At 57.4% G+C, this 20,966-nt stretch carries 17 protein-coding genes and 1 tRNA gene; 7 read left to right on the top strand and 11 right to left on the bottom strand.

Features of this window, described 5'->3' with window-relative positions; all coding sequences use genetic code 11:
- Positions 1–34 precede the first annotated feature (34 nt).
- From acnA to OE750_RS04705, 5 genes are all read left to right on the top strand, one after another.
- Positions 35–2,800 (top strand): aconitate hydratase AcnA, encoded by a 2,766-nt coding sequence (acnA, locus tag OE750_RS04685; RefSeq protein WP_263761939.1) that lies wholly within the window; start codon positions 35–37, stop codon positions 2,798–2,800.
- A gap of 392 nt (positions 2,801–3,192) precedes the next feature.
- Positions 3,193–4,851 (top strand): glucan biosynthesis protein, encoded by a 1,659-nt coding sequence (locus tag OE750_RS04690; protein WP_263761941.1) that lies wholly within the window; start codon positions 3,193–3,195, stop codon positions 4,849–4,851.
- Positions 4,848–5,072, top strand: a complete 225-nt coding sequence (locus OE750_RS04695; RefSeq protein WP_263761943.1) for a hypothetical protein — start codon at positions 4,848–4,850, stop codon at positions 5,070–5,072. The genes OE750_RS04690 and OE750_RS04695 overlap by 4 nt, the downstream gene beginning before the upstream one ends.
- Positions 5,073–5,075: 3 nt before the next feature.
- Positions 5,076–6,866, top strand: a complete 1,791-nt coding sequence (gene mdoH, locus OE750_RS04700) for a glucans biosynthesis glucosyltransferase MdoH (RefSeq protein WP_263761946.1) — start codon at positions 5,076–5,078, stop codon at positions 6,864–6,866.
- Positions 6,867–6,870: 4 nt separating this feature from the next.
- Positions 6,871–8,013 (top strand): OpgC family protein, encoded by a 1,143-nt coding sequence (locus OE750_RS04705; protein ID WP_263761948.1) that lies wholly within the window; start codon positions 6,871–6,873, stop codon positions 8,011–8,013.
- A gap of 7 nt (positions 8,014–8,020) precedes the next feature.
- Here OE750_RS04705 and OE750_RS04710 read toward each other — a convergent pair whose 3' ends face one another.
- Positions 8,021–10,660, bottom strand: a complete 2,640-nt coding sequence (locus OE750_RS04710; RefSeq protein WP_263761950.1) for an AAA family ATPase — start codon at positions 10,658–10,660, stop codon at positions 8,021–8,023.
- A complete protein-coding gene (locus OE750_RS04715) occupies positions 10,657–11,772 on the bottom strand; it encodes a metallophosphoesterase family protein (RefSeq protein ID WP_263761952.1) in 1,116 nt (371 codons plus the stop codon). Before OE750_RS04715 ends, OE750_RS04710 begins: the two co-directional genes overlap by 4 nt.
- 210 nt (positions 11,773–11,982) lie before the next feature.
- Here OE750_RS04715 and OE750_RS04720 point away from each other — a divergent pair, with 210 nt between their 5' ends.
- Entirely contained in the window at positions 11,983–13,089 is a 1,107-nt protein-coding gene (locus OE750_RS04720; protein ID WP_263761954.1) for a CobW family GTP-binding protein, read from the top strand.
- A 66-nt stretch (positions 13,090–13,155) separates the two neighbouring features.
- Here the strand turns inward: OE750_RS04720 and OE750_RS04725 are convergent.
- Positions 13,156–13,232 (bottom strand) — tRNA-Arg (locus OE750_RS04725).
- An 85-nt stretch (positions 13,233–13,317) separates the two neighbouring features.
- On the opposite strand from OE750_RS04725, the gene OE750_RS04730 reads away from it, so the two are divergent.
- Entirely contained in the window at positions 13,318–14,817 is a 1,500-nt protein-coding gene (locus OE750_RS04730; RefSeq protein ID WP_263761956.1) for a fused MFS/spermidine synthase, read from the top strand.
- Here OE750_RS04730 and OE750_RS04735 read toward each other — a convergent pair.
- From OE750_RS04735 to OE750_RS04770, 8 genes are all read right to left on the bottom strand, one after another.
- Positions 14,814–16,034 (bottom strand): cysteine desulfurase, encoded by a 1,221-nt coding sequence (locus tag OE750_RS04735; RefSeq protein WP_263761959.1) that lies wholly within the window; start codon positions 16,032–16,034, stop codon positions 14,814–14,816. The two genes, OE750_RS04730 and OE750_RS04735, sit on opposite strands and share 4 nt — an antisense overlap.
- Positions 16,027–16,647, bottom strand: coding sequence for a YIP1 family protein (locus OE750_RS04740; protein WP_263761961.1), 621 nt, complete (start codon positions 16,645–16,647; stop codon positions 16,027–16,029). Before OE750_RS04740 ends, OE750_RS04735 begins: the two co-directional genes overlap by 8 nt.
- On the bottom strand, positions 16,637–17,134 hold the full coding sequence (locus OE750_RS04745; protein ID WP_263761963.1) for a YIP1 family protein: 498 nt from the start codon (positions 17,132–17,134) through the stop codon (positions 16,637–16,639). The genes OE750_RS04740 and OE750_RS04745 overlap by 11 nt, the downstream gene beginning before the upstream one ends.
- 3 nt (positions 17,135–17,137) lie before the next feature.
- Positions 17,138–18,424 (bottom strand): SufB/SufD family protein, encoded by a 1,287-nt coding sequence (locus OE750_RS04750; RefSeq protein ID WP_263761965.1) that lies wholly within the window; start codon positions 18,422–18,424, stop codon positions 17,138–17,140.
- Positions 18,424–19,179, bottom strand: a complete 756-nt coding sequence (gene sufC, locus OE750_RS04755) for a Fe-S cluster assembly ATPase SufC (protein ID WP_263761967.1) — start codon at positions 19,177–19,179, stop codon at positions 18,424–18,426. The genes OE750_RS04750 and sufC overlap by 1 nt, the downstream gene beginning before the upstream one ends.
- Before the next feature lie 22 nt (positions 19,180–19,201).
- Entirely contained in the window at positions 19,202–19,993 is a 792-nt protein-coding gene (locus tag OE750_RS04760) for a polysaccharide pyruvyl transferase family protein (RefSeq protein WP_263761969.1), read from the bottom strand.
- Positions 19,994–19,995: 2 nt separating this feature from the next.
- Entirely contained in the window at positions 19,996–20,202 is a 207-nt protein-coding gene (locus OE750_RS04765; protein WP_263761971.1) for a hypothetical protein, read from the bottom strand.
- A 173-nt stretch (positions 20,203–20,375) separates the two neighbouring features.
- On the bottom strand, positions 20,376–20,933 hold the full coding sequence (locus OE750_RS04770; RefSeq protein WP_263761974.1) for a hypothetical protein: 558 nt from the start codon (positions 20,931–20,933) through the stop codon (positions 20,376–20,378).
- Between the last annotated feature and the right edge of the window lie 33 nt (positions 20,934–20,966).

Consider the following 20,966-nt stretch of genomic DNA (forward strand, 5'->3'; position numbering starts at 1 on the left):
ATTCCAGTTTCACATCGAACCACGGAGGCCATCCATGCCCATTACAGTCGGACAAGACAGCGCCAAGACCCGCAAGACCCTTACGGTCGGCGGCACATCGGTTGATTATTATTCCATCCCAGCCGCCGAAGCGGCCGGTCTCGGCGATTTTTCCAAACTGCCCGCCGCGCTCAAGGTGGTGCTGGAAAACATGCTTCGCTTCGAAGACGGTAAAACTGTCTCGGTGGACGATATCAAAGCCTTCGCCGAATGGGCCGAAAAGGGCGGCAAGAACCCCCGCGAAATCGCTTACCGCCCTGCCCGCGTTCTGATGCAGGACTTCACAGGCGTTCCTGCCGTGGTTGACCTTGCGGCCATGCGCGACGGGATCGTGGCACTCGGCGGCGATGCACAGCAGATCAACCCTTTGAACCCAGTTGATCTGGTCATTGACCACTCGGTCATGATCGACGAGTTCGGCAATCCGCGCGCCTTCCAGATGAACGTGGACCGCGAATACGAGCGCAACATGGAGCGTTACCAGTTCCTCAAATGGGGTCAGGGCGCATTCAACAACTTCCGCGTTGTGCCTCCGGGAACAGGCATCTGCCACCAGGTGAACCTTGAGTATCTCGCCCAGACCGTCTGGACAGACAAAGACCAGAGCGGCACAGAAGTTGCCTACCCTGATACGCTTGTCGGCACAGACAGCCACACAACCATGGTCAACGGCCTTGCTGTTCTTGGTTGGGGTGTTGGCGGGATCGAAGCCGAAGCCGCCATGCTCGGTCAGCCGATTTCCATGCTGATTCCCGAAGTTGTGGGTTTCAAGCTCACAGGCGAAATGATGGAAGGCACAACAGCGACAGACCTCGTGCTTAAAGTCGTGCAAATGCTGCGCGAAAAAGGCGTTGTCGGCAAATTCGTCGAGTTCTACGGTGAAGGCCTCGACCGTCTGCCGCTGGCCGACCGTGCGACAATCGCAAATATGGCGCCGGAATATGGCGCAACCTGCGGCTTCTTCCCGATTGATAACGAAACACTGCGCTACCTGCGTGGCACGGGCCGCGACGAGGACCGCGTGCAACTTGTGGAAGCTTATGCCAAGGAGAACGGCTTCTGGCGTGGTGCAGATTACGAACCCATCTACACAGACACGCTGCACCTCGATATGGGCACCGTTGTTCCGGCGATTTCCGGGCCAAAACGTCCACAGGATTTTGTCGCGCTCGACACCGCAGCCCAAACCTTTTGTGAGTATATCTCGGGCCAACGCGTCGAATGGACAGCCGATCAGGAAGAAAAAGCCGAATGGGCTGACGAAGGTGGTGCAATCGCACCGCGCACAATTCCTGGCGATCTTGGCAAGCACAAGCGGGCCAAAGTCAAAGGTGAAGACTATACGATCCACGACGGGACAATCGTGATTGCCTCGATCACGTCTTGCACCAACACCTCCAACCCCTACGTGATGATCGGCGCCGGCCTCGTTGCCCGCAAAGCACGCGAATTGGGCCTCAACCGCAAACCTTGGGTCAAAACCTCACTGGCCCCCGGCTCGCAGGTTGTTTCGGCCTATCTCGAAGCGGCCGACCTGCAAGACGATCTTGATGCCATCGGCTTCAACCTCGTCGGTTACGGCTGCACAACCTGCATCGGCAACTCGGGCCCGATCCAGCCGGAACTCTCCGAAGCCATCAACGCCGGCGATATCATCGCCACCTCGGTTCTTTCGGGCAACCGCAACTTCGAGGGCCGCATCAGCCCCGATGTGCGCGCCAACTACCTCGCATCGCCCCCCCTCGTGGTGGCCTATGCTCTGGCGGGTGACATGAACATTGACCTCACACGCGACCCGCTCGGCCAAACGCCCGAAGGTAAAGACGTGTACCTGAAAGACATCTGGCCCAGCACACAAGAGATTGCCGAACTGGTTGAAAAGACGGTGACTCGTGAAGCCTTCCAGGAAAAATATGCGGAAGTCTTCAAAGGCGATGAAAAGTGGCAAGACGTGGAAACCTCGGAAGGCGAAACATACGACTGGCCACCCCAGTCAACCTATGTGCAAAATCCGCCCTACTTCCAGGGCATGTCTAAGACACCGGGTAAAATCACCAATATCGAAAATGCCAAGGTTCTGGCCGTTCTCGGCGATATGGTCACAACCGATCACATCTCCCCTGCCGGTTCGTTCAAGGACACAACACCTGCCGGCCAGTATCTGCTGGAGCATCAGGTGCCCGTGCGCGAGTTCAACTCCTACGGGTCGCGCCGCGGCAACCACGAAGTCATGATGCGCGGCACATTCGCCAACATCCGTATCAAAAACGAGATGCTGGATGGCGTCGAAGGTGGCTACACCCTCGGGCCGGACGGCACTCAAACCTCGATCTTTGATGCCGCAATGGCCTATCAGGAGGCAGGCACACCGCTTGTCATCTTCGGGGGCGAGCAATACGGTGCCGGCTCTTCACGTGACTGGGCAGCCAAGGGCACAGCCCTTCTGGGTGTCAAAGCCGTGATCGCTGAAAACTTCGAGCGCATCCACCGCTCCAACCTTGTTGGTATGGGCGTGATCCCGTTCGAGTTCACGGGGGGCGACAGCCGCAAATCCCTTGGTCTTACAGGTAAGGAAGCTGTCTCGATCTCGGGTCTCGATACCATCAAGCCGTTGCAAGAGGTGCCCTGCACCATCACAATGGAAGACGGCAGCGTGAAAGAGATAACTCTCAAGTGCCGCATCGATACCGCGATCGAGATCGAATATATCGAACACGGCGGTGTGCTTCACTACGTTTTGCGCGACCTTGCCAGCAAGTAGGCAGATCAATAGCCACACATGACAGAGGGCTCCCTTTTCGGGGGCCCTTTTTCATTTTCCAAAGGCCGGTTCCTACTTCTTAATTGTCAGAGCATCCTTACTTACAAATCTGCGTGCTTGCAGGCGAGAGCCGCCAGTTCGGCGCCCGAAAAACATCTGGGCATCGCCGCCTGTGATTTATTTCTGTGCCATCATAAATTTCGATCAAACGCGAAGAAATTGAGCAGTTCAACACTTTCAAACCTGCGAAAACCCGCCTGTTCTCAAGTGGTTCTACAGATTTATGTGGCAGTGCAGCGAAAGCAGACATAATGACTCATACGTCATGGATATGTCATGCGAATGAGTCGCGTGACAGGATGCCATCTGTTTGAAAATACTAATGGGTTTCAATGTCATTAAAGCCACGGTTTCCTGAAGCGGCTCTCGTCAGCCTCAACCGCCGCACTCTTCTTTCCGCTCTGACCGGCTCTGTGGCCAGTGCCGCTTTTGCGGGTGGTGCTTGGGCACAAGACGCGGCTGAGACTGCGAACCAAGCAGATGTGGCCCAAACTGCGCCCGAAGCTGTAACACCCGAAGCCCCCGCCCCTCAGCCGTTTTCATTCGAGTGGCTTGATGCCCGTATGAGCGCCGCTGCGCAGGCCGAATATGTCGCGCCCGAAGATGCACCCGACGTGATCCCCGACCTTGATTATGACGATTACCGCCAGATCAATTTCAACTCGAAGCACGCACGCTGGCAGGATGACGGCGTGTTGTTTCGGCTGCACGCCTTTCACCCCGGCTGGCTTTACAAGCAGACCGTGCTGATCCACGAAGTTGTGGACGGTATTCAGACACCTATGGGCTTCTCGACAGATGATTTTCTTTACTACAACGAGCTGGCCGAGCGCGTGCCGGAGCATGTTGAACTGCCGGGTGTGGCAGGGTTTCGCCTGAACACCCCCCTCAACCGCGCCGATATGTTTGACGAGCTGATCGCTTTTGTCGGTGCGTCCTATTTCCGCGCTTTGGCACGTGACAGCAGCTATGGTCTTTCGGCGCGCGGTTTGGCTATCAACACCGGCCTTGGCCGCGAAGAGGAATTCCCGCGTTTTTCCGAGTTCTGGCTTGAGCTCCCGAAGGCGGGGCAGCATGACGTTGTGGTTTATGCCGCGCTCGACAGCCCGTCTTGCACGGGGGCTTACCGCTTTGTCATCCGCCCGGGGGCAGAAACGGCGATTGACGTAACTGCCAAGCTGCATTTCCGCCGTGATGTGGAGCAGCTGGGCGTGGCCGCGCTCACGTCGATGTTCCTGTTTGACGAGAAGAACGGCAACGCCTTTGATGATTACCGCCCACAGGTTCATGACAGCAACGCTCTGATGGTCGTGCGCACGGACGGAGATGTGTTGTGGCGACCGCTCAACAACCCTCCGCGGCTGGCGAGCACTTATCTCAACGAACCCAACATGAAATCTTTCGGCCTGATCCAGCGAGACCGCGATTTTGATGACTATCAGGACGCCGGTGCACGCTATGAGGACCGCCCGTCTGTTCTGGTCGAGCCTCTGGGCAACTGGGGCGCCGGCGCGGTGCGTCTGGTCGAAATTCCCTCCGATCTTGAAGGCAATGACAATATCGTCAGTTTTTGGGTTCCTTCCGAAAAGCCACTTGCAGGCGAGAGCCGTGAATATACCTATCGCTTGCATTGGGGTGCGCTTGGCACGGACCGTGACGGAGACCGCGCATGGATTGTCAGCACTTTGGCAGGCCAGGGCGGCACATCGGGCGTGTCAGGTAAAAAGGCATCGCTGCGCAAGTTTGTGATCGACTTTGACGGTGGCCTGATGGCGGATCTGCCCGCAGATGCCGAAATGGAACCCGTTGTCACCCTGTCACACGGCAAAGTGCAGCACATTGCTTTGTCCAAGATCAGCAACTCCACGAAATGGCGGATGGTGATAGACGTGGACGGAGAAAATGAACGTCTGGTGGAACTTGTTGCCCATGTTGCGGGTTTTGGTCGCAAGCTGACCGAAACATGGATTTATCAATGGATGCGCGAATGATGACCCCAAATTCCCTTTCTTTTGTGCTTGATGCTGCGGAGCAAGACGCCCGTAAACATGCCATTTTGCGTGAGGCGGCCTTGCCCACAGCGCCATTGCCGATGCCAAGGCAGGTGATTGAAGTGCCAAACGCCGGACTGGTTGATGCCACAACAGGCGGGCTTTTCCGTCTGCTGACCTTACTCGCTCAAGGGTTTGGCCGCACGGCGCGTGACCGCTAAAAGATGACGCTTGAAAAGCCCCTCGGCGGCGTGCATTTGGCACGGGCTTTGGCTTTGCTGATAAGCATCGGCCTCGGAGCCGGGGCGGCTGCGTTTTTCCTTCAGTTCGGGGCTGCCGATGGCTACCAGATGGTTGATGGTGTGCGGGCCGCTTTGGTGTTTATCACCACATTCTGGCTTGCGTGGGGCGCCATGCAATCGGTCGAGGGGCTGTTGTCGGCCCGTGCCGCGCCCACCCTCCTCACAACCCCCATCACAACCCGAACAGCCATTTTGATGCCTGTCTACAACGAAGAGCCCGGCGCCGTTTTTGCCCGTGTGGCCGCTATGGATGATGCAATCACGCGGCTCGGGCTAGCCGAGCACTTTGACTTCGCGATACTGTCGGATACGCAGAACAACCATATCGCCGCCGAGGAAGAACGCTGGTTTGTTCATCTATGGGACGACCGGCAGCAAGACAGGCGCAAAGCCGAGGGCAAGCCCTCAAGGTTTTTCTATCGCCGCCGACACAGCAACACAGGCCGCAAGGCTGGCAATATTCAGGATTTCTTTGAAACCTCTGGCGCAGACTATGATTACGCCCTGATACTGGATGCTGACAGTCTGATGGGCGCACCAACCATCGCCGAAATGGTCCGCCGCATGCAAACCGAGCCAAAGTTGGGCCTGTTGCAAACCTTGCCGCGCATCACAGGGGCGCGCTCGCGTTTTGGCCGCGCCATGCAGTTTGCAGCGGGGTTTTACTCGCCGGTTTTCGCCCAGGGTCAGGCCGCGATGCAAGGCGTTACCGGTCCGTTTTGGGGCCACAACGCGCTGGTTCGGGTGCGCGCCTTTGCCGAAAGCTGTGCGCTGCCCGAGCTTTCCGGCCCGCCGCCTTTTGGCGGCCATATCCTCAGTCACGACTATGTCGAAGCGGCGCTTTTGGCCCGTGCAGGGTGGTCGGTTCGTGTCGATCCCGATCTTGAAGGCTCCTATGAGGAAGGCCCTGAGAATATGATCGACTTCGCCAAACGCGACCGTCGCTGGTGTCAGGGTAACCTGCAACATATTCGCGTGATCTCGGCACCCGGCCTCAAAGCTTGGTCAAGGTTTGTGCTCTTTCAAGGCATTCTAAGCTATATAGCGCCGCTGTTCTGGGTGTTGTTTCTGGCGTCCAATCTTTACGCAACCGCAACGGCCCCCGAACCTGATTTCTTTCCCGAACCGTTTCAATTGTTTCCTGTCTTTCCCTCCGATGAAACATCAAAAGCCGTCAGCGTTGCGGTTGGTGTGTTTGGCCTGCTCGTATTTCCAAAAGTGCTCATCCTGCTTGACGCAACACTGCGCGGAAGAGTCTCGCAGTTCGGTGGCCCCTTGAAAGCCCTGCGCGGCATGCTTCGAGAATTGTTCATGTCATCCATCAACGCGCCGATCATGCTGATGTGGCAAACACGGGCTGTGCTTCAGGTTTTGCGCGGCCGAGATGGCGGTTGGCCCGCCCAAACGCGTGGCGACGGACAGCTCTCGCTTTCAGACTCCTTTGCCGCGGGTTGGTGGATTCAAATCTGGGGCATTGCCGTTATTTTGCTCACGCAGAGCTTTGCCGCCAATCTTCTGTTTTGGGTCCTGCCCATCGGTGTGCCTCTGGTTCTGGCTCCGTTGGTCATCTGGATCACGTCCCATCCATCGCATTCGACAGTTTTTCTCACCCCCGAAGAGTCCACCCTGCCCCAAGTCATCGCAGATCACCGTCGGATTATGGCCCAATGGGCCCAAACCACAGCCGCGCCTGCGGCGGAAATGTCAGTATAATAGTATGACCGTGGCTTTGCCTCCTCCAAGCCCCACAGGCTCTTCCCGCGACCCGCGGCTTGATTTCTTTCGCGGCCTCGCGCTGGTGATGATATTTATCAACCACGTTCCCGGAAATCCGCTTGAAATGTTCACCAACCGCAACTTCGGCTTCTCCGACGCGGCTGAAGGCTTTGTTTTTATGTCCGGTATGGCGGCGGGCCTCGCCTACCCAATGGTTTTCAAGCGCCTGCCGCTCTGGCGGGCTGTGGCCAAATGCTGGGGCCGGGCATGGACGCTCTACTCCGTGCATCTGGTGATCTCCATGATCAGTCTGGCAATCATGCTGGGCGCGGCCTACTGGTTTGATGCAGACAAAATGTGGCAGATCAACAATGTCGGCCCATGGATTAAAGCCCCCGTTCAGGCCACTATCGGCATCGCCACCTTGGGGCATCAATTCGGCTACCTCAATATCCTGCCGATGTATGCAGCCCTACTGCTGATAACACCTGTGATGATCCTGATCGCGCGGCGCAACATCTGGATGATGCTCGGCGGATCATTCCTGTTGTGGATCATCACGGGGGAAATGCGGCTTAACATCCCCGCCTTTCCAAATGAAGGTGGCTGGTTCTTCAATCCCTTCGCATGGCAATTTCTCTTTGCCATCGGCCTTGCTACAGGGATGCGGTTAAAATCGGGCCAAAGGCTAGTGCCGAATGTGGCTTGGCTGAAGTGGCTGGCATTGGCAGCCCTGATCTTTGTGCTCGCCTGGATGAAAATCGAATTCGTGCAAGACAACGGCCGAGCCGGCCTTGCAGCACTGCGCGATCATGGGTTTCCCTTTTACCTCACCACGTTTGACAAGACGTTCCTTGCTGCACCGCGTTTGTTGCACCTCTTGGCGCTGGCCTATTTCCTATCGACACAAAGCTGGGTGATGCGCCTGTGCGCCAGCCGTTGGGTCTGGCCGGTGGAGCTGATGGGGCGTTTTGGTCTGGCGTGTTTCGCTTTGGGGACAGTGCTGTCGATCCTCGGGCAATCCATCAAAGCCGCTCTAATCTATGACCCGTGGATCTTTGACATGGCCTATGTCTTCCTCGGCCTCGCCCTCCAAATAGGGTTTGCGCGCATAAAATGGCAACTGGCACAAAAGCCCGCTTAAGTGACTCCTACGCCCCTTCTGCCAATTCAGTGATAAAAGCGCGTTGCCCCCCAAGATCGGAAAAAGCCCGTGTTCGACAGCTCAAAACAATTATCTGCTGATCCCGCGCGATTTGGGCCAGCATGTTGAACATGGTCGAAATGCGCTCGTCATCGGTGTGAACCAGCGCATCATCCAGAATAATCGGAACATGATTGCCCTGCTTTGAAAACAGCCGTGCAAACGCAAGCCGTGTGAGAATTGCAATCTGCTCGTAGGCCCCTCCGGACAGAGCATCTATTTTGTCTGTCACACCATTGCGTGTAATTGTTTCGATCAACAGTTTGTCAGCATCAATCTGGAAGTCTGCCCCCGCATGAAGCTGTCGCAACAGGGGAAACAGCTCGTTGCGAACGGGTTCAAAGTAGGTTTCCTGTGCCTCTGCCCGCGCCGCTTCAAGATGCGAGACCAACAGCCGCAAAGCCTTTACATGGTCTTCAAATTGCACGGCCCGCTCTTTGGCGCGCACAAGCTTTCCAGCCACTTCTGCCAGTTTTTCTTCAACTGCCCCCTCCGATTGCGTGCGTATAGCCCCGTCAAGCCGCGCCAAATCCCGCTCCAGCCTGTGAATTTCTTTTCGGTCCTCTTCGTCAGCCTGAACCGCCCGCTGATGCTGTGCCTTTACCGCGGACAAATCCGCAGCGGTCAGTTTCAAGCCCTCAAGGGCCGCGCGAGCTTGCGCCACTTCATGCGCTTTTCCCACCTTGGCTTCAGTAAGTGCAGCCAACGCTTCCGCCTCCCCTGTAGGCTCGAAAAGTTCCGCCTGATCACCACGCAACTTTCGCAAAAGCACTTCAACTTCTGTCAAAGCGCTTGCTTCTGCATCCAATCGGCGTTGCAGCGGCGGCAACTCCAACTGCAACGCCTCAAGGGCTTCTTCACCCTCGGAAATATCGCGTTCTATAGTCTCCGAGGTGGTTTCCTGCAGCGCATCATCTGCTGAAAACGTCGCAGGCAGGTTTTCTGGGTGGTTGAGCTCGGCACACAATGTGCGCCACTCCCTCTCGATCGCCTCGACACCATCAGGAGCCAGCGCCCTGATCTGCATTTGCGCTGTTTGGTGAGCATGTTTCGCAGCCTGCCGCGTTTCATATAACCGCCGTGCTTCCGCAACCGTATTGACACCCATAGAATTTAAATCAGCGTCAATATCAGCCTGCAGCACCTCAGGGTCAGCTATCTCTTGTCCGACCGCTGCTGCTGGCTGCAACGACATCGTGCCAAACCCGGGCAAGTTCACAACCATCGGCCGGTCTATCAACCGCGGCTCCCCGTTCGGAACATCGTCGCCGTCAATGCGCGCCATTGCTTTATCGGCAGATACGGTAAACTGCGAAAGCCGGATCCTGCGTGTCTCGATGGCTATATCGCGACGGCTTTCCAACTCGGAAACCCTGTCAATCGCGTCTCGGGTGATCTCGCCTCCCTCCAAAATCGCGGCGGCCTCACAGAGCTGTTTCTTTGGGTCTTCGAGCTGTTGGGTCAGCTCGAATAAATAGGCCAACCGCTTGCGTTTTGCTGTCTCCCGCTCGGACTGTCGGATGTTTTGCAAAATCTCGCGTTGTTTACGAAGCTCCTGCGCATTTGCGGCAATGCTGCGCTGCAACTCTGCAAGAGCTTCACGTGCCGCCTCTTTTTTCTGTCCCGCGTTTTCAACCGCCAGTTCTTTTTCGGCAATCTCGGCGCCAATTGCCGCACGCTGCGCTCGCGCCTGCGTTATGCTTTTGATCTTGCGATCAAGTTCCGTGTCTTCATTGCTCAGTAGCAGAATATCTTTCTCGGCATCCTGCACCTTGCGGTGGTGCTCGCGTGTCTCGTTGAGCAGCGTTTCAGCCGCCGAAATTGCTTCGCTTCTTTGCAACCGCAACTCTGGAGCCTGAAGCTCCCGCAGGCGAATCGCAACACGCTTTTTCATCCCCAGATCACTGCTGAGCACCGACACCAGCTCCACAAGCCTGTCATGCTCCTCGTTCAACTGATCAACGCGGTCCACAGCGGTTTTCCACTCGCTGCCCGCCTTGGGCTTGTCCTGCTTGGTGCTGATGGTGTCCAGTTCCTGCTTGCAACGCTGAACGATGCTGTCCATCCGGCGTCCGCCGGTTACCGCATCAATCTGGCCGCGAACACTTGACATAACATCCCTGCGCGCCTCGATGCCATCCGCGCTGGCATCAACACCGACAGTGCCCTGCCGCACCCACAAAAGCCCGAATGGCCCGTTGTTCACCGTCAGGATATTCTGGTGAATCCACAGCTCCGCATCATCTGCCTGCTTCAGAACAGAGCCTGTCGTCATATCGGTGATCGTCGCCGATGATCCGGCCTTTTTCAGGTTGAATACCTTTTCGATAAGGTAATCGGCTCCCTCAAGTTCGATTTGAGCAGCAATCCGCATGGCTCCGCCGGAATAGGGCTGCATGTCTTTCAGTTCTTTCTTGCCCGACCCGTATTCATAGAAAAACAGAGCGTGAAGCGCGTCAAAAAACGTGCTTTTTCCATTCTCGTTCTCGGCTGTAATTGTCGTCAAGCCGTCGCCGAACGGCCCGAGTATGGCTGTTTTGTTCGCAAACCGGCGGACATTCTGAAGGGTCAGCTTCCGCAGCTTCATTTCGCGACCTCCTGTGCCAAATGGAACAGATGTGACAGCGCCATTCTCGCAATGCGCGCATCATCTTCAGTGCGGCCTTCAAGGGATGTGGCCTCAAAAATGCTTTCAGCCGCCACACGCAGCGCGCCTGATTCAGCGATCACGTTGAGATCATCAATATTTTGCTCAACACCCACTTGCCTCAGGTTGGCTTCAAAATAATGAAACGCGTCAGCAACACTTTCGCAAGCCGTTTGTAGCGCGGCAAGCTCCGACAAGCCCAAGCGCCCGCTCCCTACAAACCGCACAAGTGCGCAATCACGGTCTTTTTCTGGCAGTTGCTCGTCCATAACCGCCACAGGGTCGGCCCCGGGAAAGAACACAGCTTCGACACGGCTCCACCTGTATTTGCCCAAGGGGATTTGTTCGACAGAGGGCAAAGCGCCATGCTCCTTGATCTCGACAAGAAGGGCCCCCGCAGGAACGTGCCCCTTAAAACCGTCTGCCTCAAGCGCTCCGGCATACCATGTTCGCGGGGTGATACGCATTTGCCCGTGCCAATCGCCAAGCGCAAGGTAATCAAGCTTTGATCTCTCTGCGCGATCTGGCGGAATTGTCGCCAACCCGCCATCCTCCGAGCCAAAATCAGTTACCCCGCCATGGGCAAGCCCGATCCGGATACGCGCGCCCGTCTGGGCCGTTTCCATCCATTCGGTAAGATCAAACCCCGGAGCCCTCACGGATGGAGGTGCCGGAAGAATTACCGCCTCTGTTCCGATTTCTATCACCTCGGCGCGAGTTGCCAGGATCACATTGTCAGGCTTGTCCCGTTCCAGACGCTCCCAAAGATCAACCGCTGCCAGAGAGTCGTGGTTTCCCGGCATCCACACCCATGTCACATCAGGAAATCCCTCCATCGTATCCAACGCACGTTTCACCAGCCGCGATGGCGGCGCTTCTGCATCAAACGTGTCGCCCGCAATCAGCACCAAACCTGCATCACGGTCTCTGGCAAGCGCTCCGGCCGCGTGAAGCGCGTCAAGCCGTGCAGCTTTCAATGCGGCACGGGTGTCCTCATCAAAATTCCCGAAGGGCTTTCCCAGATGAATATCCGCCACATGCACGAACCGCATTTATCACTCTCCCGCAAGATGCCGGCTCACAGCCATGACCCGATTGTATCTTTCAGTGCTTTGTAATGAATTCGCGCCACTGATGCACTGCATTTCAAATCTGCCAATGCCGTTTTCGAGCCCTCCGGCGTGCAAGCTTTGCTGCTTGCCATGTGTGCGTTATATTATAACATACTATTTGAAGAAAATCTGCAGATACGGAGCCGCCGCATGTTCGAACCGATCCCTGTCACCCTTCTTACCGGCTTTCTGGGTGCGGGCAAGACGACCCTACTGAACCGCCTGCTGCATGACCCGACCGCTGGCCGTATCGCCGTTGTGGTCAACGAATTCGGCGAGGCCGGTCTCGACCATGATCTGATCGAAGAAGCCGCAGAAGAGGTTGTCCTTATGCCCGCCGGATGTATCTGCTGCACGATCAGGGGGGACTTGTCGAAAACACTCACCTCTCTTGTCGCACGACGGGCCCGCGGAGACCTCGCCTTTGACCGTGTCGTGATCGAGGCAACCGGCCTCGCCGATCCGGGCCCCATCCACCACACACTGCTCGTAGATCGGGTGCTGGCCGCCAATTACGCGCTCGACGGTATCGTAACGGCTGTCGACGCTGTGCTGGGGGTTGAAACGCTACAGCGCCACGAAGAAGCCAAAACCCAAATCGCTATGGCTGACCGGATCGTTCTCACCAAATGCGACCTTGCGGATAGCAAGATGATCAAAGCCCTCACCGCGCGGCTTGATCAGCTGAACCCCGGCGCTCAAAGGATTACAGCCAACAAAGGGGCGGTGCCCTCAGGCGTGCTGTTCGGTCTTGGCTCTCTGCGCAGCACCATGGAGCCGGAACACGCTCTGAGCTGGCTCGCCGCTCCGGCCCCCGATCTTCTCGCAGGCCTGTCCGGAATGAGCTTGCCGAAGAAAGACCCGTTGGTCGACCTCGCCAGCCCCTCACACCATGCCTCCGACGAGCGGATCACCACAGCCTCGATCACGCTGGATAAGCCGATTCCGGCTCAGATATTCGACTTCTGGCTCGATACGCTGATCGCCCTCAAAGGGCCTGATATCCTGCGGATGAAAGGGATCGTGCATATCGAAGATGTGCCAAAGCCTTTCGTCTTCCATGGGGTGCAACACATTTTCGAGCCCCCTGTGCCGCTGGAAAACTGGCCCGAGGGAAACCATACAAGCCGCGTGGTCGTCATCGCACGAGACATTCCGAAAGCCGACCTTGAGGAAAACCTCGCCGTATTGCGCAGGCGTCCGAAGGCAGGTGATGACGCTGGTGGCCTGATCGAGCATAGCCTGCCCATCCCGTAATCATCTCGGACCATCATAATACATAGCCCCGGACAAGCGTTGTAATCAGCGCACAAAGAAAGAAAATGGCGCACCCGAGAGGATTCGAACCTCTGGCCTCTGCCTTCGGAGGGCAGCGCTCTATCCAGCTGAGCTACGGGTGCGTTGAGGGTTCTATAACTTCCCCTGTCGCGCCCCGCAATCGTGAATATCGCTGGACAATACCGACTGTCTCGCAAAAATAGCGCCATGAACATAAATACACCTCCCCTCGCCCTTCTCGTTCTCTTGCAAACCGTCGTTTCCGCCGCCTCACTGGTGGTCGAGATCGTCGCGGGCCGAATGCTTGCACCTTACGTGGGCATGTCGCTTTACACATGGACAGCAGTCATCGCCGTGGTCCTCGCGGGCTTTTCTGCAGGGCACTGGTGGGGCGGCATCATGGCGGGCAAGCCACAAGACACCGCGCTCAAACAAACAGGCTGGGTGCTCATCGCTGCCGCGCTCAGCACAGGCATTGCTGTCGTGGTTCTGCAAACCATTGCCGGCCCTGTTATGAGCACGGTGACGCACCCGCTCTGGGCCATCATCGTGCTCTGCACAGGCGCGTTTTTCCTGCCCTCGCTCTTTGCAGGTGTGCCTGCCCCTGTTCTGGCACAGATCGGTGCTCAAACAGCTGACAACTCCGGCCGCGCACTCGGAGCGCTCTTCGCCGCAGGGGCCATCGGGGCCATCGCAGGCACGCTGCTCGCGGGCTTTGTCTTCATCTCCTATCTCGGCTCGACAGTTACGCTGGGTCTGGTCGCAGCGGTCTATGTCGCGCTGGCGTTGCTGGCCTTTTGGCTCGCGGGCAGCCTGCCCCGCGCGGCCATTGCCGCCGCCGTACTCTCGCTCGGCCTCGCGGGCTACGCCCTCGCCTCACCCAGCCCTTGCGACACCGAGTCCGATTACTTCTGCATCCGCACCATCGACATTTCCGACAGCCCGGATGAACCCGTGCGCATGATGGTGCTGGATCACCTCGTCCATGGCACAAGTGCGCGCAACACCCCGACGCTCATGTATACCGATCACGCCGCCATGCTCGACACCCTCGCCATGCTGCGCGCGCCAGAACCAGCGTTCAGCAGCTTCTTCATCGGCGGAGGCAGTTTTTCTTTGCCCCGTTCCTTTGCGGCGCGTGAGGGTCATGGCCCCATCACCGTTGCCGAAATGGACCCGAAGGTCACCGAAGTCGCCGCGCGTGATTTCTGGTTTGATCGCAGCCGCGCCACAGTGCTGCACCAGGATGCCCGCGTCGTGCTCAACCGGTCTCCGCAGAAATACGACCTCATCATCGGCGATGCCTTCACCGATATCGCAGTGCCCCAGCACCTCATCACACGGGAGTTCTTCCAGCTCGTTTCCGAGCGCCTTACGCCGCAGGGCAGCTACCTGATGAATGTGGTCGATTTCGAGGACAATCTGCAAACGCTCGGCGCCATGCTGCGCACTTTGCAAACCGTCTTTCCCGTGCTTGAGGTCTGGGTGGAAGAGCGCCAGCCGGTCGCAGGCGAACGCATGGTCTTCATCATCACGGCAGGCAACGCCAAAACTTCTCAGGCAAGCTTCACAACGCTCTCCCCCAACCCTGCCCGCTATGGCGCTTTGTCCGATGCCATGCTGGCCAGCATCATGTCCAAAGACACGCTCATCCTCACCGATGATTTCGCGCCCATCGACCGCCTGATGGGCCTGCGCCCCGATTAACCAAGCAGATTATGCGCCAGCTCCAGCGCATCCACGAGCACATCAACTTCGTCACGCGTGTTATAAAGCCCGAAGCTCGCGCGGCAGGTCGCACTCACGCCCATGTGCTGCATAAGCGGCTGCGCACAATGATGCCCCGCGCGCACGGCCACGCCCTTCTTGTCCAGAATGGTCGAAATATCATGCGCATGGGCCGCGCCCGCCATGGTAAAGCTGAAAATCGCCGCCTTGTCGGGTGCTGTGCCTTGCAAGCCAAGCCAGTTCAGCCCTGTAAGCTTCTCGCGCGCGTAACTCGCCAGATCGGCCTCATGCGCGGCCACATTCTCCATGCCAAGCGCCATGAGATACTCCAGCGCCGCGCCAAGCCCGATGGTCTGCACAATCCCCGGCGTGCCCGCTTCGAACTTCATCGGCCCGGTATTGTAGCTCACGGCCTCCTTGCTCACATCGCGGATCATATCGCCACCGCCCATGAAGGGGCGCATCTCGTCCAACCGCTCCTTCTTCACATAGATCGCGCCGGAGCCTGACGGACCGTAAAGCTTGTGGCCCGTAATAGCGTAAAAATCACAGCCCATTTCGGCCACATTCACAGGCGCATGCACAGCACCCTGCGAGCCATCGACCAATACAGCCACGCCTTTTTCTCGCGCCGCTTCACATATGCGCTTCACGTCCACATGCGTGCCCAGCACGTTTGAAAGCTGCGTAATGGCCACAAGTTTGGTCTTCGGACCAATCGCAGCAATCACCTTTTCTGCGTCCAGAGCACCTGTCGCATCCACATCAACCCACTTCAGCACAACACCCTGCCGCTCGCGCAAGAAGTGCCAGGGCACAATATTGGCATGATGCTCCATGACCGAGAGCACAATTTCGTCACCCGCCTCCATGCGCGGCGCGGCCCAGGCGTAAGACACCATGTTGATGCCCTCGGTCGTTCCCGAATTGAGGATAATCTCGTTTTCTGACGCAGCCCCGAGAAAGCGCTGGATCGTTCCGCGCACAGCCTCGTAACGCTCGGTTGAAAGATTGGAGAGGTAGTGCAGCCCACGGTGCACATTGGCGTATTCTTCGGCGTAACCCCGTGTGATTGCATCAATCACAACCTGCGGCTTTTGCGCCGATGCGCCATTGTCGAGATAGACCAAAGGCTTGCCGTTCACCTCACGCGACAGGATCGGGAAGTCTTCGCGGATTTTTTTCACATCATACATTGGACGCTCCCATTGGCATCAAAAGCCCGATCAAAGTCAGCACAAATAACAGGCCAACAGCCATCAACATAAGCGAAAGCACCAAAGTGCCGATCCCCCGATACATCGTCGCAAAGCGGTGCGCGCCGGTGATCAGCCCAATCAGGGCAAACAACAGCCAGATATTGCCCAAGAGCGAAAACATCTGCGCCATTCCAAGCGAAACAACCCCGATCGCCATGATCACAACGCTCATGCCCAGCCCGACAAACTGCCACCATGTGACAACCGCCAGCACATCCTGCAAGCTGCCCTGCCCGCCAAGCATCCGCCCGCCATAGTAAAACGCAAAGACCGACATAACGAGCCCGAGCCCGACTGTGAGCGCCACCCGCAAGGGGCTGGCAAAATAACCGATCAGAAACTCCATCTGTTCCATTTCCTCGGCGCTCATTCCCTCGATCGGCTGGGGTGGAGCCGCCTGAAAGCTGAGCGAAAACATCAGCGCATTCAGCACTGCCGCCAGAAGCAAGCCCAGCCAAAGCACATCCCGCTTGAGGCCAATCCCCAGGATGACCCCTGCCGCCGCCGCAGGCCGCGTCAGCGTTGCGCGCACGAGTTCCTTAATGTCCATGTGATATATTTTCCCTTGCTGCGGCCACAGAGCCGCTCATCCAGAACCAGACGAAAATAAAAAACCAGAGCGCGCCCACAATCATCTGCGGCACGCCATCGCCCATAAAGCCTTTGACAAGCCCGTTCAGCAGCATCAGAGGCGAAGCCGCCAGGAGCGCCCAAAACAGCGCAATCCGAAAGACCCATGGCTGTGCTTTGGAGCCAGCAATGCGAAAGCCGAAATAAACCAGCAATGCCAGCGCATAAAGCACCAGTGGCATGATAAAGAGCCACGCAAAAAGCGCCCCGCCCAACAGGGGCGAAAGCTCTTCTCCGGTAAAATGCGCCTCACGCGAAAGTGCGGGCCATGTGCTGATAAACACAACAGCACAGCCGGCCATCAAAATGGCAATCGCACGGTCTTCGCGCTGGCCCGCCGCCGCAAACCTGCGCAAAACCTGCGCAGGCCCACGATAGGTCGCCACTATGTCCATCACGACAGACATGGCTCAGGCGCGGCTGTGGCGCAAAAGCCAGCCTTCCAGCCGCCCTGTGATCTCACCCTTAAGCGCGTCGTCCTCAACCTCTTCCACAGCCTCCGCAAGGAACGCGAGTGTCATAAGGTCGGTCGCGATCCCCTCGGGAATGCCGCGCGCCCGCAGATAAAACAGCGCATCCTCATCAATCGCGCCCGAGGTCGAGCCGTGTGAGCAAGCCACGTCATCGGCATAAATTTCAAGCTCGGGCTTGGCGAGAAACTGGCTGTCGCCATCCAGCAAAAGCGACTGCGACTTCTGGTAACCATCAGTCTTTTGCGCGCCCGGCTGCACAAGAATCTTGCCCTGGAACACCCCTGTCGCGCCGTTGCGCAGCACTTTCTTAAACACCTGACGGCTCTCGCAATTCACCGCATCATGGGTCACGAACACCGTGTCATCATGCACAAAATCACCATCTCCAAGCGCCGCGCCCGCAACATGGGCAATCGCGTCATCACCGGTAAACTCGATGACACACTCGTTGCGCGTGAGCTTGCCGTTCACTGTGAGAGTGAAGCTTTTGAACACACTCTCGCGCCCCAGCTCGACAAACATATGTGTTGCCGCGCTGCGCGCGTGGTCCCGTCCCTGTGCGCGCACATGATGAAACTCGGCCCCATCTGCAACTAGCGCCTCAAGGCATTTGTTCAACCGCGCCGCGCCCGGCCCGTTCTCCAGCAGCGTGAGCGATGCCCCCGCCTCGACCTTGACCACATGATGCAACATGGCATCCGCAGTCGTGCTGTCACGGCGGTAGATCAGGCTGACAGGCTTGCTCGGCGTTTTGGTGCAGCGAATAAGCACACCATCCGTGGCCAGCGCCGTATTCAGCGCCGCCAAAGGCCGCTCCACAGGGCTCTGGCCCTTGGCTTCCAGCGTGCCGTAAAGCTCGCTTGCCCATGAAATATCTGCAGCCTCGGCCAGTCGTGCAATCTCAATGCCCTCAAGCGCCAGATCATCAGACAGCTCGGCACTGAACACACCGTCAACAAAGACGACTTTCAGCCTGTCAAAACTGTCAAACACCAGCGGCTCGTCTGACTTGAACACATCCGCCTCGGTGGCATCTGCCTGCGTCAGCGCATCGGGGCGCGTGTATTTCCAGTATTCATCCCGCCGTGAAGGCAAACCGGTGCTGCGCACCCGCGCCAGCGCATCTTCGCGCGCCGCTTTTGACCACCCCGCAGCCGCAGGCAGGCTTGCGCTATCAAGCCGCGTCGCCGCCGCCTCTTGCTTTGATTTCAGAAGAGCATTCATCACGCCACCTCGGCCAGAATGTCTGCATAACCGTTGTTTTCAACTTCAAGCGCAAGCTCGGGTCCGCCCGATTTCACGATACGGCCATCTGCCATAATATGCACAACATCCGGTTTGATATGGTCCAGCAGACGTTGATAATGCGTGATCACAAGAAAGCCGCGGCCCTCGTTGCGCAGCGCATTCACACCATCGGCCACAAGCTTCATCGCGTCCACATCAAGGCCCGAGTCAGTCTCGTCCAGGATGCACATGCGCGGCTCGAGCATCGCCATCTGCAAAATCTCGTTACGTTTCTTCTCGCCGCCCGAAAAGCCTACATTCACAGGCCGTTTCAGCATCTCGGCGTCAATCTTGAGCTCTTTCGCCTTGGCGCGGATCTCTTTAAGAAATTCCGTTGAAGACATCGCCTCTTCGCCCCGCGCCTTGCGCTGCGAATTTACCGCTGTGCGCAGAAACGTCATGTTGCCCACACCGGGGATTTCAACGGGATATTGAAACGCGAGGAAAAGCCCAAGCGCCGCGCGCTCTTCAGGGTCCAGATCCAGCAGATCGTCCCCATCCAGCGTGGCACTGCCGCCTGTCACTTCATAGCCGTCCTTACCCGAAAGCACATAAGACAGCGTCGATTTACCCGAGCCGTTCGGCCCCATAATCGCATGGACCTTGCCCGCCTCGACGGTCAGGTTCACACCCTTGAGGATTTGCTTGTCTTCTTCTTCAAGTTTAACCCGCAGGTCTTTGATTTCCAACATGTTCGCGCCTTTCTCTTCTATTCTAATTTCCAGCCTTCAGATGGGCTGGAAAATTTTCAATCAGTCGTTCCTTGGCCTCGGCAATGCCGTTTGCATAGGGCAACTCACCCATAGCAAGCTTGGGCAGAGCCGCAGCAATATCATCGTGCTTCAAGGGCAGCGGCATCACCCGGCCCACCCCTGCGGCATAGTCGTAATATTTCATCCGCGCATGCGCCATCGGATCAAGCCAGGTGTTGGGCACACCGTAGCTATCAGCCACAATCAGCCCGTGCAGGCTGGATGAAATAACATGCGCACAAGCACCGATCTCGCGGCACACATCTTCGGGTGTGCCTTGCACATCAATGTAATGCACGCGCGGCTCGGTGTTCAGCAGCGCCGCAATCCGAGCATCGCCAAGCTGGCTGTGGTGCAGCACCAAGCCGATCTTGTCATGCCGCTCGGGAAGCGCACCAAGCGCCTCGGCCGTCAATACACCAGGGTCACCGAAACACTCGGTCTTTACCCCCAAAAGCGAGGCCGTGATCGGCCCGCGCAACATATGAATGTCCACGTGTTCAACAAAATCCGCCTTGAGCGCATTCATCATCCCCGTGCCCCAGATCGCAGGGCGGTGCTGAGGGCGGTTGTCATTTCCCCAAACCCGCTTGGCAAACTGCAAAACCGAGCCAACCGCAAATATCTCGGCCTTGCGCGGCGCAGCATGAACCACCTCGCGCCCGCTGGCATAAGCCGTCACAACACGGCTCAGCGTGTCACCGAAGTTGGGCTTTGCATCCCACCAGTAAAGTTTGAGAGGCGTATCAGCCATAATCAGCGGCCCTCACGGCGTTCATTGATCTTCGGCGCGATCTTGGTGTCATAGGCTTCAATCATCTGGCGGGTCCACAGAGCCACAACAGCGGCCACAACCCCGCCAATGATCCAGACAGGCACATCCGCCCAATCAAGGATCACTGCGATCAGCACACCCGCCACAACAGGCACAACAATCTTTTTATTTTTCTCTATAAATTCCATGCGCTTAATCTCTACCCCTCATCTATTCAACGGTGACACATCGTCATACTCGCAAGCCCCAAGCGCCATCTGCGCCAGCCCACTGCCAGCCGAAGAAGGCAAGCTTAACGCAAGCGAAATCCCCGCGGCGCCAAAACTGGCGCGCAGGGAGCTGGCAAGGGTGTAAGACTGATTTAAGTGTTGTTTTGCAACAGGCTTGCAATGGTGCGCAGATTGTTTTCCATGCCCGAGGACGGCCCCAGCTTGGCCGCAGCATACTCCGCCGAGAACATGCCTTCCCAAAGACCGGGGGCATGTGTCGCCACATCGGCCTCGCCCACAAGCATCATGGCAAAGCCCGCTGTCATCGCCACTTTGGCAAACCCGCCGCGAAACCCTATGAACGTTGCTGCGGTGACCAGCGCGACAATTCCGATCGCAAGCTCGCCGCCGTGTCTCATCAGCAGTTCGGTCATATCCGCACCGGACATGAACCGCTCCAAAACGTGATGGCCCACCAAACGCCCGATCAGCATAGCCACGGCGCCCAGCAGAAAAGCCATACCCCATTTGGGAACCGAAAGGATAAGGCTGGAACTGTTCTGCGAGGCCTTGGCCCGCTTGATCTGCGCCGCCGAAATACGCGTGTCCCGCAACTCTCCCTCGCCCGCGATAAGCTGGCGCTTTGAGCCTTCTTCCTTGGCAATCCGCTTGATCCGCGCTTCGAACGCATCGAGGTTTTTGTTCCGCATTGGCATAACTCACATTCTGGCTTGCACGTAAAA

It is taken from the genome of Lentibacter sp. XHP0401, from assembly GCF_025751535.1.
Lineage (GTDB): Bacteria > Pseudomonadota > Alphaproteobacteria > Rhodobacterales > Rhodobacteraceae > Lentibacter.

What these genes read in the sequence shown, in the direction of transcription:
- acnA (WP_263761939.1), top strand. Translation starts at nt 35, where the DNA reads ATGCCCATTACAGTCGGACAAGACAGCGCCAAGACCCGCAAGACCCTT.
- OE750_RS04690 (WP_263761941.1), top strand. Translation starts at nt 3,193, where the DNA reads ATGTCATTAAAGCCACGGTTTCCTGAAGCGGCTCTCGTCAGCCTCAAC.
- OE750_RS04695 (WP_263761943.1), top strand. Translation starts at nt 4,848, where the DNA reads ATGATGACCCCAAATTCCCTTTCTTTTGTGCTTGATGCTGCGGAGCAA.
- mdoH (WP_263761946.1), top strand. Translation starts at nt 5,076, where the DNA reads ATGACGCTTGAAAAGCCCCTCGGCGGCGTGCATTTGGCACGGGCTTTG.
- OE750_RS04705 (WP_263761948.1), top strand. Translation starts at nt 6,871, where the DNA reads ATGACCGTGGCTTTGCCTCCTCCAAGCCCCACAGGCTCTTCCCGCGAC.
- OE750_RS04710 (WP_263761950.1), bottom strand. Translation starts at nt 10,660, where the DNA reads ATGAAGCTGCGGAAGCTGACCCTTCAGAATGTCCGCCGGTTTGCGAAC.
- OE750_RS04715 (WP_263761952.1), bottom strand. Translation starts at nt 11,772, where the DNA reads ATGCGGTTCGTGCATGTGGCGGATATTCATCTGGGAAAGCCCTTCGGG.
- OE750_RS04720 (WP_263761954.1), top strand. Translation starts at nt 11,983, where the DNA reads ATGTTCGAACCGATCCCTGTCACCCTTCTTACCGGCTTTCTGGGTGCG.
- OE750_RS04730 (WP_263761956.1), top strand. Translation starts at nt 13,318, where the DNA reads ATGAACATAAATACACCTCCCCTCGCCCTTCTCGTTCTCTTGCAAACC.
- OE750_RS04735 (WP_263761959.1), bottom strand. Translation starts at nt 16,034, where the DNA reads ATGTATGATGTGAAAAAAATCCGCGAAGACTTCCCGATCCTGTCGCGT.
- OE750_RS04740 (WP_263761961.1), bottom strand. Translation starts at nt 16,647, where the DNA reads ATGGACATTAAGGAACTCGTGCGCGCAACGCTGACGCGGCCTGCGGCG.
- OE750_RS04745 (WP_263761963.1), bottom strand. Translation starts at nt 17,134, where the DNA reads ATGTCTGTCGTGATGGACATAGTGGCGACCTATCGTGGGCCTGCGCAG.
- OE750_RS04750 (WP_263761965.1), bottom strand. Translation starts at nt 18,424, where the DNA reads ATGAATGCTCTTCTGAAATCAAAGCAAGAGGCGGCGGCGACGCGGCTT.
- sufC (WP_263761967.1), bottom strand. Translation starts at nt 19,179, where the DNA reads ATGTTGGAAATCAAAGACCTGCGGGTTAAACTTGAAGAAGAAGACAAG.
- OE750_RS04760 (WP_263761969.1), bottom strand. Translation starts at nt 19,993, where the DNA reads ATGGCTGATACGCCTCTCAAACTTTACTGGTGGGATGCAAAGCCCAAC.
- OE750_RS04765 (WP_263761971.1), bottom strand. Translation starts at nt 20,202, where the DNA reads ATGGAATTTATAGAGAAAAATAAAAAGATTGTTGTGCCTGTTGTGGCG.
- OE750_RS04770 (WP_263761974.1), bottom strand. Translation starts at nt 20,933, where the DNA reads ATGCGGAACAAAAACCTCGATGCGTTCGAAGCGCGGATCAAGCGGATT.